10 protein-coding genes and 2 pseudogenes are annotated in these 15496 nt (G+C 43.3%); 8 read left to right on the top strand and 4 right to left on the bottom strand.

All coding sequences use genetic code 11. From position 1 onward, the window contains the following. The first annotated feature begins 6 nt into the window (after window positions 1–6). Genes V7K89_RS08820 through V7K89_RS08805 form a run of 4 tightly spaced genes read left to right on the top strand, consistent with a single transcriptional unit; the run spans window position 7 to window position 7594 of the window. The gene (locus tag V7K89_RS08820; protein ID WP_335186292.1) at window positions 7–1989 is read left to right on the top strand and encodes a hypothetical protein; all 1983 of its coding nucleotides are present in this window, start codon (window positions 7–9) and stop codon (window positions 1987–1989) included. 2 nt (window positions 1990–1991) lie between these two features. Then, window positions 1992–2804 carry a hypothetical protein gene (locus tag V7K89_RS08815; RefSeq protein WP_335186290.1) on the top strand — a complete coding sequence of 271 codons (813 nt, stop codon included), beginning with the start codon at window positions 1992–1994 and terminating at the stop codon, window positions 2802–2804. Beyond that, entirely contained in the window at window positions 2801–6748 is a 3948-nt protein-coding gene (locus V7K89_RS08810; RefSeq protein WP_335186288.1) for an nSTAND1 domain-containing NTPase, read from the top strand. The genes V7K89_RS08815 and V7K89_RS08810 overlap by 4 nt, the downstream gene beginning before the upstream one ends. Before the next feature lie 12 nt (window positions 6749–6760). Beyond that, the gene (locus V7K89_RS08805) at window positions 6761–7594 is read left to right on the top strand and encodes a DUF928 domain-containing protein (RefSeq protein ID WP_335186287.1); all 834 of its coding nucleotides are present in this window, start codon (window positions 6761–6763) and stop codon (window positions 7592–7594) included. On the opposite strand, the pseudogene V7K89_RS08800 reads toward V7K89_RS08805, so the two are convergent. Together V7K89_RS08800 and V7K89_RS08795 are read right to left on the bottom strand one after the other, a co-directional pair. Then, window positions 7575–7789, bottom strand: a pseudogene (locus tag V7K89_RS08800) (RNA-guided endonuclease TnpB family protein); the annotation flags it as partial. The gene V7K89_RS08805 and the pseudogene V7K89_RS08800 sit on opposite strands and share 20 nt — an antisense overlap. 619 nt (window positions 7790–8408) lie before the next feature. Further along, a pseudogene (locus V7K89_RS08795) lies at window positions 8409–9394 on the bottom strand (aldo/keto reductase). Between the two features lie 85 nt (window positions 9395–9479). On the opposite strand from V7K89_RS08795, the gene V7K89_RS08790 reads away from it, so the two are divergent. After that, the gene (locus V7K89_RS08790; protein ID WP_335186285.1) at window positions 9480–10073 is read left to right on the top strand and encodes a DUF1802 family protein; all 594 of its coding nucleotides are present in this window, start codon (window positions 9480–9482) and stop codon (window positions 10071–10073) included. Between the two features lie 677 nt (window positions 10074–10750). Then, the gene (locus V7K89_RS08785; protein WP_335186283.1) at window positions 10751–11014 is read left to right on the top strand and encodes a hypothetical protein; all 264 of its coding nucleotides are present in this window, start codon (window positions 10751–10753) and stop codon (window positions 11012–11014) included. A gap of 47 nt (window positions 11015–11061) precedes the next feature. On the opposite strand, the gene ggt is transcribed toward V7K89_RS08785, so the two are convergent. Further along, complete coding sequence (gene ggt / locus V7K89_RS08780; protein ID WP_335186281.1) at window positions 11062–12873, bottom strand: gamma-glutamyltransferase; 1812 nt, start codon at window positions 12871–12873, stop codon at window positions 11062–11064. 100 nt (window positions 12874–12973) lie between these two features. Between ggt and V7K89_RS08775 the strand changes: the two genes are divergently transcribed. Next, window positions 12974–13705 carry a phytochelatin synthase family protein gene (locus V7K89_RS08775; RefSeq protein WP_335186279.1) on the top strand — a complete coding sequence of 244 codons (732 nt, stop codon included), beginning with the start codon at window positions 12974–12976 and terminating at the stop codon, window positions 13703–13705. 111 nt (window positions 13706–13816) lie between these two features. Here V7K89_RS08775 and V7K89_RS08770 read toward each other — a convergent pair whose 3' ends face one another. Continuing rightward, the gene (locus tag V7K89_RS08770) at window positions 13817–13978 is read right to left on the bottom strand and encodes a hypothetical protein (RefSeq protein WP_335186277.1); all 162 of its coding nucleotides are present in this window, start codon (window positions 13976–13978) and stop codon (window positions 13817–13819) included. A 481-nt stretch (window positions 13979–14459) separates the two neighbouring features. On the opposite strand from V7K89_RS08770, the gene V7K89_RS08765 reads away from it, so the two are divergent. Continuing rightward, window positions 14460–15496 (top strand): calcium-binding protein (locus V7K89_RS08765; RefSeq protein WP_335186274.1); only part of this gene is annotated, 1037 nt, incomplete at its 3' end.

Raw genomic sequence — 15496 nt, 5'->3', positions numbered from 1 at the left:
ACGCGAATGCTCAAAGAACATCTTTATTTCAATGGTATCAATGGTGCGACTGGTGAGTATCTCCTCCCACCACTGACTCCTGAGCAAGTCGCTAAAATTGCTCAGGGTGAAGAATTTGACCCAGCCCACCTGAGTGAACTCCAGCGTAAAGACCGCCATATTAAAGGTTTGGAACCAGACTTTGCACCGATCGAGGGGGTTGATCCCAAAAATTTGGCAGAAACTGGCTGGGGGGTAATCTTTGCTTTTGACGCAGAGGCAAAAGGCCCGAATCCAGCCATTAAGGAAGCGCTACGGGAATTATTAGAACATCGGCAAACGCAGGCAACCCAGAACAACGAGAAATACTACCAAGAATACCTCTATCGTCCCGGTGAATCAAAAAATAAGTTTTTAGCCCGGTATGGTGTCGGACCCGGACCCGCCGATCCGGACAAAATGCCCTATTACTTACTAATCGTGGGTGATCCCGAAACCATTCCTTATCGCTTTCAGTATCAACTCGATGTACAATATGCCGTGGGTCGAATTTGCTTCGACAAACCCCAGGAGTATGCCCAGTATGCTCGTAGTGTGGTTAAAGCGGAAACAGATCACTTTTCACTGCCGCGTCGCGCCAGCTTCTTTGGTGTCTGCAATCATGAAGATAAAGCCACACAACTGAGTGCTGCTCATCTGGTTCAACCCCTAGCCGAATGGATCACTCAAGAGCAACCGGACTGGGAGGTGCAGTCGATCCTAAAAGAAGCAGCCACTAAATCCCGCTTAAGCGAATTACTAGGCAAGAATGCCACCCCAGGATTACTGTTTACCGCCAGTCATGGGATGGGGTTTCCCAGTGGAGATATTCGCCAAGTCCCGCATCAGGGAGCATTGCTTTGTCAGGATTGGCCAGGTTCGCAGTGGCGCAATGCAATTCCAGAAGACTTTTACTTCTGTGCAGGTGATGTCGGTGATGAAGCGCGATTGCTCGGTTTAATTACCTTTAACTTCGCCTGTTACGGGGCTGGCACACCCAAACTAGATGACTTCGCCCATCGAGGCAACCTGGCCGGAGGAAAGAATATCGAACGATCAGCGATCGCTCCCCATGCCTTTGTTGCCCGCTTACCCCAACGATTGCTGAGTCATCCCAAAGGCGGTGCATTGGCCGTCATCGGGCATGTGGAGCGCGCCTGGGGCTACTCTTTCTCTTGGTCAGACATTCACGGAACTGATGCTGCTCGCCGACAGCTAGGGGTTTTTAAAAGTACCCTGAAGCGGCTACTGGAAGGGCATCCGGTAGGATCTGCCGTAGAGTATTTCAACGAACGCTATGCCGAACTTTCCTCCGATCTGAGTGTCGAACTCGAAGACATTAAGTTTGGCAAGACTGCCGATAATTTGAGTTTAGCAGGTCTGTGGACAGCGAATAATGATGCCCGCAGCTATGCCATTATCGGCGATCCGGCGGTGCGGCTGGTGGTGGGCGATCGCTCCATGAGCGTTGCTGTAAGACCCACCATCGAACCTGTGATTCTCCCCATTGCTCCTACCCAGACAGTGATCACTATGCCCGAAACACCAGAAACCGAATCGGCGATCGCAGACTATGCCTTGTTTGATGCTCCGGTGCTGAAGCAAAGCCAGCAGCGCTTAGTTAGGGCGCTCCAGCAGTTCTCTGATCAACTAAGCCAATCTTTGCAGCAGGCGATCGCAGACACTTCCAGCTTAGAAGTGGCAACCTACACCAGTGAAGATTTGAATAGTGTGCATTACAATCCATCGTCTAAACAGTTTGCAGGCACGGCCAAACTTCAAGCTTTAACGCGCATCAATTTCACTGGAGACACGTTTCTCTGCCTCCAGGAAAAAGAGGGTAAGGTAGATGAAACCTTAGGGAAAATTCACCTTGAAGCTGTCAAGCAAGCTCAAGCCCATCGGACTGAACTGCTAAATACCACCGTTTCCGCCGCAACCAGCCTCCTAAAAATATTTCAGGTGATATAATTGTGAATGGGAATCGGCAATCACCAATTTTTGAACTCTTTGACACCACCCTGGCGGCAACCATACCGGGATTAGTTGGTTTGTGGACAACTCGCCCCGCAGACATGGCGATAAACACTGAGATTGCCTTCGCGCTGAATTCTGAGACGGTTGTAAATGCCCCTGTATGGCGAGCCAATTTCCCCACGGATTTAAATAAAGCAAGTTTATACCTGACCCATAGCGAAGAGATACTCATCCGATCGCAGCAAGCCCTTAGCACTGCAAGTGACCGAGTTGATCGCCTGATGGACGCGATCGCGTCTGAGTCTACTCTAGCTTTTAGTCTGTCTGCCCTAGTAACAGAGTTGGCACCGCCGGAACGCACACTACTACAAGCTCTGCAAACGATTCAACAACCATTGCCCACTAGTTTTGGCATCCAAGAAGCGATTGGCGGATACTCACAGCAAGTGTTCGAGCAATGCCAATCCTTTGTGGAACGCTTACTCCGTGTTATTGCCCATTATGCCTGGGTCGAAACTCAGGTGGCAGGTCAAACCCTGGCGCGAACGGCGGTTAGCTGGTTGGGGGATGTCGATAACATCTGGCAAACCGGATTAAATGCCACCCAAGTCAGTCTGCATCAGCGCACCTTGACTCTGGCTTTAGCTTCTAGAGATGCTTTATTGCAAACTTTCAGCGCCGTCGTTCAGGCAACTTTGAAAGTGTCTGTTCTGCTGAGTGTACCAGGCGGCGTGATTCTGCTGCTGCCTGCCGTTTGGAAATTTATCGATCAGGTCATGACGCAATCCAACGGAGGTCTTGCCCCATGAATACATTTGAAATAGCCATCCAACGCCAATTTGAGGAGGCTTGGCCCGTTGTGGTCAAATTTAGATCCGGGGATGGGCTAACGACCCACGCCGAAGGCAGACTCCGACTGAATAGAGAGGATCGCGAACAGTTGATTCAACTCCAAGAAGACCCGTTAGCCTACGGCACCCTATTGGGCAAAAAGCTCTTTGAAGGGGGAGTGCTGAATGCTTTTTTCGGCGCGAGAGTTAATCCCCCCGTAAGGATTTTGCTCTCTATCGAAGTTGATGAACGCGATGACTTGAGAACCCTAAATTGGGAAAGGCTATGCATCCCCAGGGGTAATGATTTGGAGGGCAGTTGGCATCATTTAGCCCTATCGCAGAGCTTGCCTTTTTCTCTCTATATTCCCACCAAGATTAATAGCTCCTTTCCCCTGCTCGGGCGGGACGACCTACGGGCTTTAGTTCTGGTGGCTTCGCCCAAAAATTCGGCGCAATTTCAATTAGCGCCCTTCGATGTCGAGGAAACCGTTAAAGGGGTGCGAGAGGCGCTGGGCAAAATTCATTGCGATGTTCTTGCTGATGGGGTAGAGGGAGCGATCGGTCTGCCTACCCTTGATAATCTCTATGAACACTTGAACAATCTCGACTTGAACAATGTCAAGAAGCGTTATACATTACTACACATTGTCTGCCACGGGAAGCTGATGAGCGATACGGGCGAAACGTATCTTTTCTGGGCAACCAATGACAATCAATTAAAGGCAGTATCTGGGAAAGACTTAGTGGAAAAGTTGACCTACTTAGGGCAGACAAACAAACTTCCTTACCTGACTTTCCTCTCCACTTGCGAGAGTGCCGATCCAAGAGCTGAAGTAGGACTAGGGGGATTAGCCCAACGGCTAGTCCGAGAATTGGCCATGCCGGCAGTGGTCGCCATGACCCGTAAGGTAAGCATCGAGACTGCCCTACAGCTTGGTGAGAACTTTTACCAGCGTCTGACAGATTCAGGAGAAGTTGATTTGGCGTTACAGGCTGCCGCCTCTGAGCATATAAGCCAGAATGACATTACCGTTCCAGCCCTGTTTAGTCGCCTGGGGGGACGACCACTGTTTAGCGATCGCCTGGAAAGTCGGGATCTGACTCATAAAGAAATTAACTCTGGCATTGAGAAGTTTAGAACACTAATTACTACACGCGCTCTCAATGTCGAAAAGCTGAAGAAGAGTTTTAATGCTCATGCTGATACTTTGCAGGAACCTCTCCAAAAAGACGATTTAGAAACCAGGAAGAAGAAAAAAACCGCACTCAATAGGCTCAACTATCTCTGCGAACAAGTACTTGAAATCACCTTTGATGATTTAGCACTAGGTGAGGAACCCCCTAAATATCAGGCAGAAAATCCCTTTCCAGGTTTAGCTTCTTTTGCTGATCCGGAATACCACAGGTTCTTCTTTGGCCGCGATGAACTGATTCAAGAATTGCAAAAGCTGTTGAATAGAGATAAATTTTTAGCGGTGCTAGGTCCTTCCGGTAGTGGTAAATCCTCTTTAGTGCTAGCTGGATTGATTCCAAAACTCCAACAGCAAAATCCTGATTTAGTTTTAGCTTCTTTAACACCAGGTAGTGAGCCGTTAGAACAACTAAAAAAGAGCGAATCCATTGTATCAGATAAATCTGCTGTGTTTGTGGTTGATCAGTTTGAAGAACTATTCACCATTTGTACAGACGAAAGCAAGCGAAATGATTTCATTGACAAGTTGTTGGATCTGGCCCAGAAACAGAAAGTCATCCTCACAATGCGGATAGACTTTCTCGGTGAGTGTACTCACTATCGCAAATTGAGTAAGCAGATTGAAGAACACCTAAAGATTATCGGCCCGATGGCAGCTAATGAATTGGGCATAGCGATGAAGATGCAAGCAGACCAGGTGGATCTGGAATTTGAAACAGGTTTAAGCAATGCTATTCTGGCTGAAGTTGAGGGCGAACCGGGAGCAATGCCTCTGCTGCAATACGCATTACGGGAGTTGTGGATTCGACGACGGGGACGCTGGCTATGCTATGAGGAATACGATGCGATCGGTGGTGTGCGAAAGGCGATCGCCACCATTGCGGACAAGTTCTACAAAGCCCGGTCTAAAAATGAACAAGAACAAGTCAGGCATATCTTCGAGCAGTTAACTCGTATTGATGAGGACTTTGATCCGTCAAATCAATATGACAAGCCCAAGGATACCCGGCGGCGAGTCGAACGTAATCAACTCGTCATTGCAAACAGCAACCTAAATCAAACCAAAAATCTGGTGAGAGAAATAGCCGATGCCCGACTGGTAATGACCAGTACAAATAAAGTAACTCAAAGAGATGAAGTAGAGCTTGCCCATGAAGCCCTCATCCTCCACTGGCCAAAGTTACAGGAATGGTTAACTCAAAGCAGACCCCGCCTCAAACTTCAACAGCAGATCCGACCCACAATTAAACGATGGCAAGAAAGTCAGGATGACGGGGAATTGTTGCGTGGTGGGCTGTTGGAAAGAGCGGGAGAGTATCTCAAAGAATACCCTAATGCCTTCACTAATCAAGAGAAAGAGTTTATTGAAGCCAGTCAAGCGTTACCCCGCCGTAAGCCAAAGCTTTCTACATTATTAATAACAAGCTTTGCAATTGCAGCCGTAGTCTCAATAGTACGTATCCTGGGAATCATGCAGCCTCTAGAATTGGCTGCTTACGACCAAATGATGCGACAAAAACCTGATGAACCACTAGATGACAGGATTTTGATTGTTGGCATTAATGAAAGTGACATTCAAAACAAGATAACGGGAACAGGAGAAGGACAAGGTACGGTGAGAGATAAGCCGCTCCAAAAACTGTTAGAGAATTTGCAACAGTATCAACCAAAGGTTATCGCTTTAGATATAGTCCGTGATATCCCAGCCGATCAATCAACGAAATTGGGTGATGAATTAAAAAAAAATAACCTTATTGGCATCTGCACTGGCCAGTATGAGAATAATCGTGGGAAAATCGTTCAAGGAGTGAAATGGCCTTTTGAAATTCCTGAGGAGCAGGTGGAAGAACGGGTAGGGTTTAGCAATTATCGTCAAGACCCCATCATCCCCGTCCGCATCCAACCCTTAATTAATCTAAGGAATGAGGATTCGAGTTGTCCTGCCCATAATTCTTTTAGCTATGCGACTGCTCGCCTTTTTCTAAAGAGCGATCGCAGATACACAGAACTTCCCACACTAAAAAAAGATAACATCGAGAATCAGCTCTTAATCCGAGAATTAACAGGCTTTGCTGGAGGATATCAAGGCAATCCATTTGGGGGGTATGAAGGCAACCCATTCAAGGATTCGTCATATAAAACATTGCTTAACTACCGTTCCTATAAAGGAGATCCAAGAAAGTTTGCTGATGAAGTTAGTCTCGAACAAGTTCTGAATAACAAGATATCCAAAGAACAGATTAAAAAGAAGATTGTTGTTATCGGTATTGATAGTGAAATTAGCGGTGACTATATAAATACACCATACGGTAACATGGCTGGACCAATCGTTCAGGCACAAATGGTCAGCCAGATTGTTAGTCGGGTATTAGATGATCGTCGTCTCATCTGGTGGTGGCCTCTTTGGGCTGATGTACTTTGGATCGGTATCTGGTCTTCAGCAGGTGGGTTTATTGTTTGGCGGTTTCAACAATCAATGCAATGGGTAATGGGTGTAACATCTCTCACAAGCCTGGTAGGCATCTGCTATGTCATCTTTGCCTATCAGAGTGGCTGGATACCCCTTGTACCAGCTATCTTTGCTCTCATAGGTACGGCTGGAGTTATAGCTTTCAAGACATTTAGACTTCGACAAGGCAGTTCTAAAAGCAAGATAAATGGTGCGAAAAATCCAGGCTTAATGACTATAGGCAGCCTTACGAATCTTTTCCGCAACCGTACTAATTAATAACAGGCCATTATGATTCTTACTAAGTTACTTTCCTGGATTAGTATTATTATTTATACCGTAACTTTTTTTCTTAGCAGTTTCGCGATATGGGTTCCACCAGCACAGGCAGATTGTATCTTTATTGTTTTCTGTTCCTCTAATAAGAGTAGTTTTAGAAGTAAAGGCGGGGTCAAGCGGGGACCCTGCGCCACCGAAGAATTTGAATCTTTAATTGCCCTTGCGCCTGAGAGAAAGCTGAAATTAGACCCTGTATCTACAGAAAAAGTGGGAGAAACAGTTGAGGGTTATCCAACATTTTGGTTTTATCTTCCTCCTTACCGGTCTTCAATAAAATCAGCAAAATTTGTGCTGTTAGATGAAAACAGACATCTTATTCTTCAAGACCCTGTTTATGCCCAACTTCCTCAGTTTTCACAAGAGTCTCAGCGTTCTCAAAATCTAGGTATCATTGCCGGATTGACATTGCCAAGAAAAGAAAATGCCCTGCAAGTTGGCAAACAATATAGTTGGTATTTCTCGATCCTGTGTGATTATCAAAAGCCGTCCAGAAACCCTGAGGTGACTGGACAGATTCAACGAGTTCTTCCAGGTCCACTGCCCAGAGTTCCGGAACCTGCTTATATTGTCCATAACGATACTTACACAGGGACTGATGGCATTAAGAATGTGGTGTTTTACGATACTGTTACCCAGTTGGTTAAAAAACGTCGCATCTATTCATCTGACTGGAACACTCTACTAAGCAAATTAGATATTTCTAGTTCTGTTGAGACCGTTGAATTGAAGATTCTGGACGAGGCTCCAAAAAGCTGTGATTCCCTGGCTGTCTTGCCATCGAATTGAGCTTATATACCCAAGTAAACTCAATATTAGCTGCAAGTACAGCACAAAATTTGTTTAGGTCATAGCGTCCAATGCCTTGTTATCCATCCAGTATCTCAAGCAACTATTACGCATAAAACGAGCAGTTATAATTGCTTCATCAAGCGCTTGATACTGCTCGTTTTGTCCCTCAAGTTTTGCCTCAAATACGATCATTTATGTAATTTGTTTGTAGATAAACAATATACCGGATTGTTAAAAACTTAGCTACGATGCAGAGTTTATTTTGCTTCCACTCAATATTAGTCTGTATAGTGCTGCGTTTTTAACCCCTTTACATTCCCTGCTTGCGTTACGTTGAGGCACGGGTCTTACAGCGATTCGATAAAATACCAAAAACCTGGTCGAGGTTGACCAGGTTTTATCGAGTTTACAGGTTTCAAATTTTAAACTAATTAACTAACTGAAGGTTAATAACTAGGGTGGACTGAAAAACTAACAAACTCAGCATTTTCGCGTTTTTCCGCTTGAGGATTTGGCTTTGCCCTCTACATTAGGCTTTTTGCCACTTCTATTACATTTGATATGCTGAAATTTGCTTGGGCTGATGACAAGGGGACACTAAGTCATTAACCCTTTTTGTTTGGTTTTATTTCCTTCGGTGTCCTACAATCTAAATTATCACTTAATTTGTGAGTTGCAACCCTTGGTTAACTAAAGTTGACGTTTTGTTAGATTCTGCAATCTAGAGCCAAAAATTTGATCCCCAACTCTGTTTTGAAGAAAATTAAAGGGATCTTGATAGATTAATCATGGTAACCAAACTGCATTGTCATCAATTCCACATAATCTGATTGTCATCCAGATGGGCGGTAACAATACGGTCAATGGCATCAATTTCTGCCAATTCGGCGGTAGAAAGCTTGATTTGGGCGGCTAATGTATTGTCCGTGCTTGTTCGGCATAACGTTCTCCAGCGATGTCTGGCGACAAGCCGCTATGATGCGTCTATGCATTTGTTTGAGGTTGAGCAATTAACCAGCCTAAAGCTAACTGAGCAAGGGTACAATTATGAACAAGGGCTATAGGACGCAGTTTTTCTAGCGCTTGTTGTGCACGTTCAAAGTTTTCGCCTTGAAACAGTTTATTTTTAGCACGGTTATCTGTTGGGTCCAATTTATGACCGAGAGCAAATCTTCCTGTTAATAACCCCTGCGCTAAAGGCGAATAAGCAAGGATAGAAATATTGTTTTTGATACAATAGGGCAATGCATCTTGTTCTACCTGTCTCCAGAATAAAGAATAAAGTGGTTGTAAACTATCAATACGTCCATAACTTGATGCTTCTGCTAACTGGACGCCAGAAAAATTGGAAACACCGATCACTCGAATTTTACCTTGCTTTTTGAGCAGGTTAAGAGCGCTCATAGTTTCTTCGACAAGTACTAGTTCACTATTGAAACTGCCGGAAGGCCAATGAATTTGGTAAACGTCAATGTAATCAGTTTTTAAGTTTGTTAGGGAACTCTCACAAGCTTCAATTACTTGTTTATACTTAAGATGGTTAGCAGAAACTTTTGTGGCATATTCCACCTGATGGCGCACATCAGATAAAGCTTCAGCTACAATCTTTTCAGAGTGTCCTTGACCATAAGCTTCAGCAGTATCAATTGTTGTGATCCCAGCCTCATAAGCTGCTTGAATTGCTTTAATCGAGTCAGCATCCTCAATTCCCACCCACATTCTTTTACCAGCTTGCCAAGTTCCCATCAGAATGGGTGTGATTTTGACTTCACTTGTACCTAGCAATCGCTTTTCCATAACTGCTTCCTAATTCATTGCCTTGGAGAGGTTCATACTTTATCAGTCTTAGCTTCAAATTAAATCAGAGTTACAGTAGATACCAATGGAATTGACTACAACTTTTCATGCTCTCAAAGAATGGGCAGTTGCCATAAATGCCTTAGAAAGTGGCAAAACAATTATGTTGCTCCGCAAAGGCGGAATCCACGAACGACATGGACATTTTCAAGTTGCCCACAAGCAAATTTTGCTTTACCCTACTTATGAGCACCAACAAGCTTTTATGCTGAAAGCTGAGTATGCCAATAATGTCTATCCAGTAACGTCAGGCTGGCATCCTGAAACAGTTCGCATTGGCAGTTGGGCTGAAATTACAGATATTTTGCCCTGTAATGACGAGTTTATTGTCAACAGTTTACTTCCCTTCCATATTTGGAACGAGCATTTTATTAGCGATCGCCTTAAATGGAAAGCACGTCAACCCCTTTATATTCTACTTCTGCGGACATATAAACTATCGCAAGAGCAAGAAATTCCCTATTACGCTAAATACGCTGGCTGCAAGTCATGGATTGATTTAGATCAACAATTTGAGTTGCAAACAGCACAACCAGTTTTATCTAACTTTGCATACAGCCAAATAGTAGAGACAATTCGCCAGATTGTTGGTGATAAGTTGTATGCTCCATCCTTCTAATAACCGAAATTACTGTCTAGATACCCGACTTCTTAAAGAAATCGGGTATTTAAATATAGCTTAAGTAAGTGTTATTTCACCCTATAATTAATTTTATTTATACTCTAATATTAGGTTTGGTTAAACACTCAATAATATTTGTAGCGTTGGAGTACCTCAACACGATTTTGGAGTACTTCAACATGACTTCGAGGTATCTGTTGCTTATATAGCAGTCCTAAATCATTTGTGAGAATTTGAGATCGTTTTAACCCCCCTGTAGTCCCCCTTACCAAGCCTTGACACGCTAATAAAGTTTTTCACAAAGCCAAGCGTATTGCTTTATAACTAAAACTAACTTTTAGAATCTGCGCTTATATATCTAAGCAGAAAAACAAATAGTCTGATTGCGAGTCTCAGTCAAAACAGTAGTGATTGTTACACACAAACGCAAAAAACGCGGATAACATGAGAAAAATCTCATCCGATAAACAAGGTGAGACAGAGCTGTTTATCTTCTATGTCCCGTTAGCAGCTGTCTTCCAGGCTATGAGTTGTTAAGCTATTAACCCGCAGTGGATAGAACTTAATTACATTTTGTCTAAACTATTAGGCAAAAAATTATCCCCAAGGGTGATAATTAGCTTGACAAAGTTCAGTTAATATGCACTATTACCTAAAAAGCAAAGGAGTTTGCAATGCATCGACAAATGTGCTGGTTATCTAAGTCTGGTGGCGACGGAGAGAAAATTTTGTATTTGCAGACAGAACCCAATCAACCCTGGCGTCCCTACACAGCTTTTGGACATTTTGCAGTCCCAGATTATCAAATACCAGGTGGTTCTAAAGGTTGGGCAACTTTTCAAAAACTTTTGAAAGCAGGTTGGACACTAGTACCTAGCGCACGGGCAAATGAGTTTGGCAGCAGCAGTTATGCAGAGTCAACAATCCAAAATCAATAGTCATTTGTCATTAGTTATTCTTTACGTCTCCCTAGTTTCTTACTCGCTCACAAACCTCTGGGGGAACCTTCACCGCGAGGATCAGCTGCCCCTTCTAAAGTTCCATCAGATGTAACAGCGATCGCATTACCATTACCCCAAGGAGCAGTTTCCTTTATTTTGTGCCCCCGACGGCGTAAGTCTTGCATAGTCAAAGCATCCAAGCCCCAAGATTCGACACGCAACTCATCTGGAAGCCATTGATGATGTATGCGTGGAACAGAAACAGCTGCACCAACATCCATGTTGTATTCCAGCACATTCAGGATCACTTGCAAAACTTGGGTGATGATTGTGCTACCACCAGGCGCACCGGCTGCCATGCGGAAATGACCATTTTCTGTGACAATTGTGGGAGTCATGCTGGATAGGGGAGTTTTGCGGGGTGCAATCGCATTGGCATCGTTACCAACCAAACCAAAGGCATTAGGCACTCCTGGTGCAGAAGCAAAATCATCCATCTCATTGTTAAGAACAATTCCAGTTCCCGGTGTCACTACACCAGCACCAAAACCAAGGTTAATCGTAAAAGTTAGACTTACAGCGTTGCGTTGTTCATCTACAACTGTAAGATGAGTAGTTTGGGGAGATTCATGCCGACTTGCGTTTGTTTGTAGAGACTGAAGCGATGATGGAATGATATTTTCTCCCAATTTCTGAGTATTAGCTTGACTGAAACGTTGTAGTGTCTCTTTATCTACTGGCTTGACCTCGGTCGAGGGTCGAGCCACTTGCATGTTAATTTCTTGACGACGTTTTTTGGCGTAAGCTGGACTAAGTAGTTCTTGTACAGGGACTTTGACAAAATCAGGATCGCCTAAATATTCTGAGCGATCAGCATAAGCAATTTTCATTGCTTCAACCATTAAATGTATAGCGTCAGGATGATGCCATCCCAAAGATTTCAAATCGGTGTCACCAATAATATTTAGAATCTGCAATAGATGAACCCCTCCTGATGAAGGTGGTGGCATTGAGCAAATTTTAGCTTTACGAAAATTGCTACAAACAGGAGTCCGCCAGATTGGTTTGTAGGCTTTGAGGTCTTCTGGAGTAATTAAACCACCATTTTTTACCATATCAGAAGCGATCGCCCGAGCAATACTTCCGGTGTAAAAACTTTGGGGATTTTGGGCAATTTTTGTTAAAGTCCCTGCCAAATCGCGCTGCACCAGCTTTTCACCTGGTTGATAAAACTCACCATTGCGAGTAAAAATTTCCCGCGCTGCTGGATTGTTGAGAATTACTTGCTTGCGGTTTTCGTACTCTGGGAGCGAACGCCAAGTAATTTGAGGACTGAGGACAAAACCATCTTTAGCGAGTGCGATCGCAGGTTTGATTACCTCTTGCCAAGAAAGCTTACCATAGCGACGATGCACTTCATAAAGTCCCGCCACCGTTCCTGGTGTCCCGACTGCCAAATAACCATTAATACTTGCATTCGGACGCACCTTTCCTTGAGTGTCTAGATACATATTTCTTGTAGCTTTCAGAGGTGCGCGTTCGCGGAAATCTAGCGCTTTCATGTCGCCAGTTTTCTCAGAGTGCATCAGCAAAAATCCGCCACCACCGATTCCGGCTGAAAAAGGCTCAACTACGGAAAGTGCAAAGGTTGTAGCTACGGCTGCATCCACTGCATTACCACCTTTGCGTAACATCGAAATTCCTGCCTCACTTGCTAGAGGATGGGCTGAAACCACCATTCCCTTCTTACTGCGTAAGGGTAAAGTTAAAGCGGCTGATGCTACTTGGCTGTAAAGTAAGATGGTGAAAGAAAAAATTACGCTCGTAACTCGCTTGGGTTTTGCAACAGTAAACATTTTTATCCCGTTTCTCCGAAAATTTTATACTTATTTAGTATCTTGGTGTGAGATTATTAATACGATCTGACTTGAAAATTTTACAGTACTTATAAATGCTATGTTACAAAAAATAAGTAAAACATTTTTCAAAGCTTTAACTATTGGATTATGTATATCTAGCGGAAGCGTTCTTTCTCAAACATTACCACTTTCCTCTAACTTAATAGGTTTTAATACCCCTGAAGGTGAAAGATTCTTAGTAGAGAGTAAATCAAAAGAAGACTTTTTTCCACTGAGTATGCAATTTATAACTCAAAATAATCAGGCATATTGTGGTGTTGCTAGTATGGTTATGGTACTGAATAGTCTAAAAATTCCAGCACCAGAAGCACCGCAGTACAAGCCATATCGAGTATTTACTCAAGAAAACTTTTTTAGCAATGATAATACAAAAAAAGTCCTAACTCCTGAAGCTGTGTCTCACGAAGGTATGACTTTAGATCAGTTAGGGCAATTTCTAGCTAGCTATGGTGTTAAAGTTAATGTTTACCACGCTGCCGATACTAGTTTAGATCAGTTCCGCAAACAAGCAGCAGAAAATTTAAAACAATCGCAAAACTTCATTTTAGTAAACTATTTACGCAAAGAAATTGGTCAAGAGAAAGGGGGACATATTTCTCCTGTAGCAGCATATAATGAGCAAACAGATAGGTTTTTAATTCTTGATGTTTCTCGTTATAAGTATCCACCAGTGTGGGTAAAAACAACAGATTTATGGAAAGCAATGCTGACAAATGATCCCTCATCAAAGAAGAGCCGTGGCTTTGTATTTGTAAGCAAAAGCCTTTGATCTAATAATCTGTTAATTAAATTTATGAATCTTGCGATCGCTTATCCTCGATGTAATGCGATCGCCAATATCTAATTAAGCTAAAACTTAAGCTAAAACCTTGTTCAAACCTCATTTCCAGCTTCTGGCTGGAAATGCACATCCTTGCGGCTCTGCTGCAAGTCTTAAGGCGAAGCCTCTAGGACGGCATTCCCAGTCGGAGACTAGGAACAAGACGAACGAGACAATATCTAAAAGCTGGTTATAGGCTGGCTTTTGCGTTAAAGTTGACACCAATACTCTCCTACCTCCCACTTGAACGATTACAAATATGAAGAGTATGCAAAGATTTTTGGAAAAGATAGACATCTAAGTAAATATTCGGTATTTAGTTATTGTTAGGTTATTTTGATGTTTCCTATTTTCTAGATAGAAATTCCAAGGCAATCGCTGACAACGAACGCATAATAAAGATTTCCTGTTTTATACTGTCTCAGGTGTTCTCTATTTTGAACAGGGTAGGACTTATGCATTGACAAACAAACTAAATTTTGTACAGTGCTTAAGACTTAAATAGTCTTCAATACTGGGATAAGTAATGTTTGCAAGTGAATTAAAGAGGAAATCTTTAATGAACAATTTGCGCCTCTATCTAAAGAGTGAATAAAGTATACCAAAAGCTTCAAATTGTGGCAGATTATTTGTGCCATCAAACAGCACTAACTCGATTATTCACAACTAAAGTTACTCCAATCGATTCAGGTAGGAAAAACTTATGACAATTATCATTGGAACCAGCGGTAACGACACCCTACAGGGCGCTTTCGATTACTACGATAACTACGACACCCTAACTGGTGGCGGTGGCAACGATATATTTTTTGACAGCACCTCAAACTACATTAATACGATCACCGATTTCGGTGGAGTGGGTAAAGGAATAAACCCAACAGCAACAGTCATTGCCGAAGTAGATACCCTAAGTTTCCAGAACAATAGTGGCTTCACTGTGCAAAACTTGCTCCTTGCCCAAAATGGCAATAATCTGGAAATCAGCTTTCAAGGGTTTGGTAGTTACAAATTCATCCTGGAAAACTTTGCCTTGTCCAACCTTGATAACCTAAGCTTATCCACTGGAGCCACCGTAGATTTGGGCAATATTCTGTTTTATGGGCAAACTAGTATCACCGACAGCTTTGATGTTTTCGATGCCAACTCCACCCAAAGCACTGTGTTTAAAAAAAACACAGTCACCTTCCTAAACGAACTCGACAACAATGTTAGTGGATTTGACAATTCTAATGATGTGATCAATGGTCAAGCAGGTGATGACATTATTGAAGGTTTAAGTGGCAATGACATTTTGAGGGGTGGCGCGGGCAATAATACCCTCAATGGTGGTGTTGGTGACGATACTTTGTATGCTGACTTCCCCTCAAGCAATAATCTGCTTAATGGTGGCGATGGCAATGATTTTCTCTCCACCTCTGGCAGCGACGAATACAACGCCTACTTACCAGACTACGACGATCGCTCTTTAGGCAATAATACCCTCAACGGTGGTGTTGGTGATGATACTTTAAATGCTAGCGGTTCATTAGGTAATAATCTCTTAGATGGGGGCGATGGCAATGATTCTCTCTCCATTTCTGGGAATCAAAGAAGTGGGGAGTACACAGCGTCTAACTCTCGCTCTGATGGCGATAACATCCTCAACGGTGGTGTTGGTAATGATACCTTGAGCGCTAGTGGTTCAAATGGCGATAACCAGCTTTTTGGTGGCGATGGCAATGATTTTCTAGATATCTCTGG

Origin of the sequence: Nostoc sp., assembly GCF_036917515.1 — a bacterium.
Taxonomy (GTDB): domain Bacteria; phylum Cyanobacteriota; class Cyanobacteriia; order Cyanobacteriales; family Nostocaceae; genus Nostoc.
Note: the sequence above shows the minus strand (reverse complement) of the source record. Positions and strands in the feature narration are given on the sequence as shown.

Coding starts and splice junctions, on each gene's coding strand:
- V7K89_RS08820 (WP_335186292.1), top strand. CDS start 7: ATGCTCAAAGAACATCTTTATTTCAATGGTATCAATGGTGCGACTGGT.
- V7K89_RS08810 (WP_335186288.1), top strand. CDS start 2,801: ATGAATACATTTGAAATAGCCATCCAACGCCAATTTGAGGAGGCTTGG.
- V7K89_RS08805 (WP_335186287.1), top strand. CDS start 6,761: ATGATTCTTACTAAGTTACTTTCCTGGATTAGTATTATTATTTATACC.
- V7K89_RS08790 (WP_335186285.1), top strand. CDS start 9,480: ATGGAATTGACTACAACTTTTCATGCTCTCAAAGAATGGGCAGTTGCC.
- V7K89_RS08785 (WP_335186283.1), top strand. CDS start 10,751: ATGCATCGACAAATGTGCTGGTTATCTAAGTCTGGTGGCGACGGAGAG.
- ggt (WP_335186281.1), bottom strand. CDS start 12,873: ATGTTTACTGTTGCAAAACCCAAGCGAGTTACGAGCGTAATTTTTTCT.
- V7K89_RS08775 (WP_335186279.1), top strand. CDS start 12,974: ATGTTACAAAAAATAAGTAAAACATTTTTCAAAGCTTTAACTATTGGA.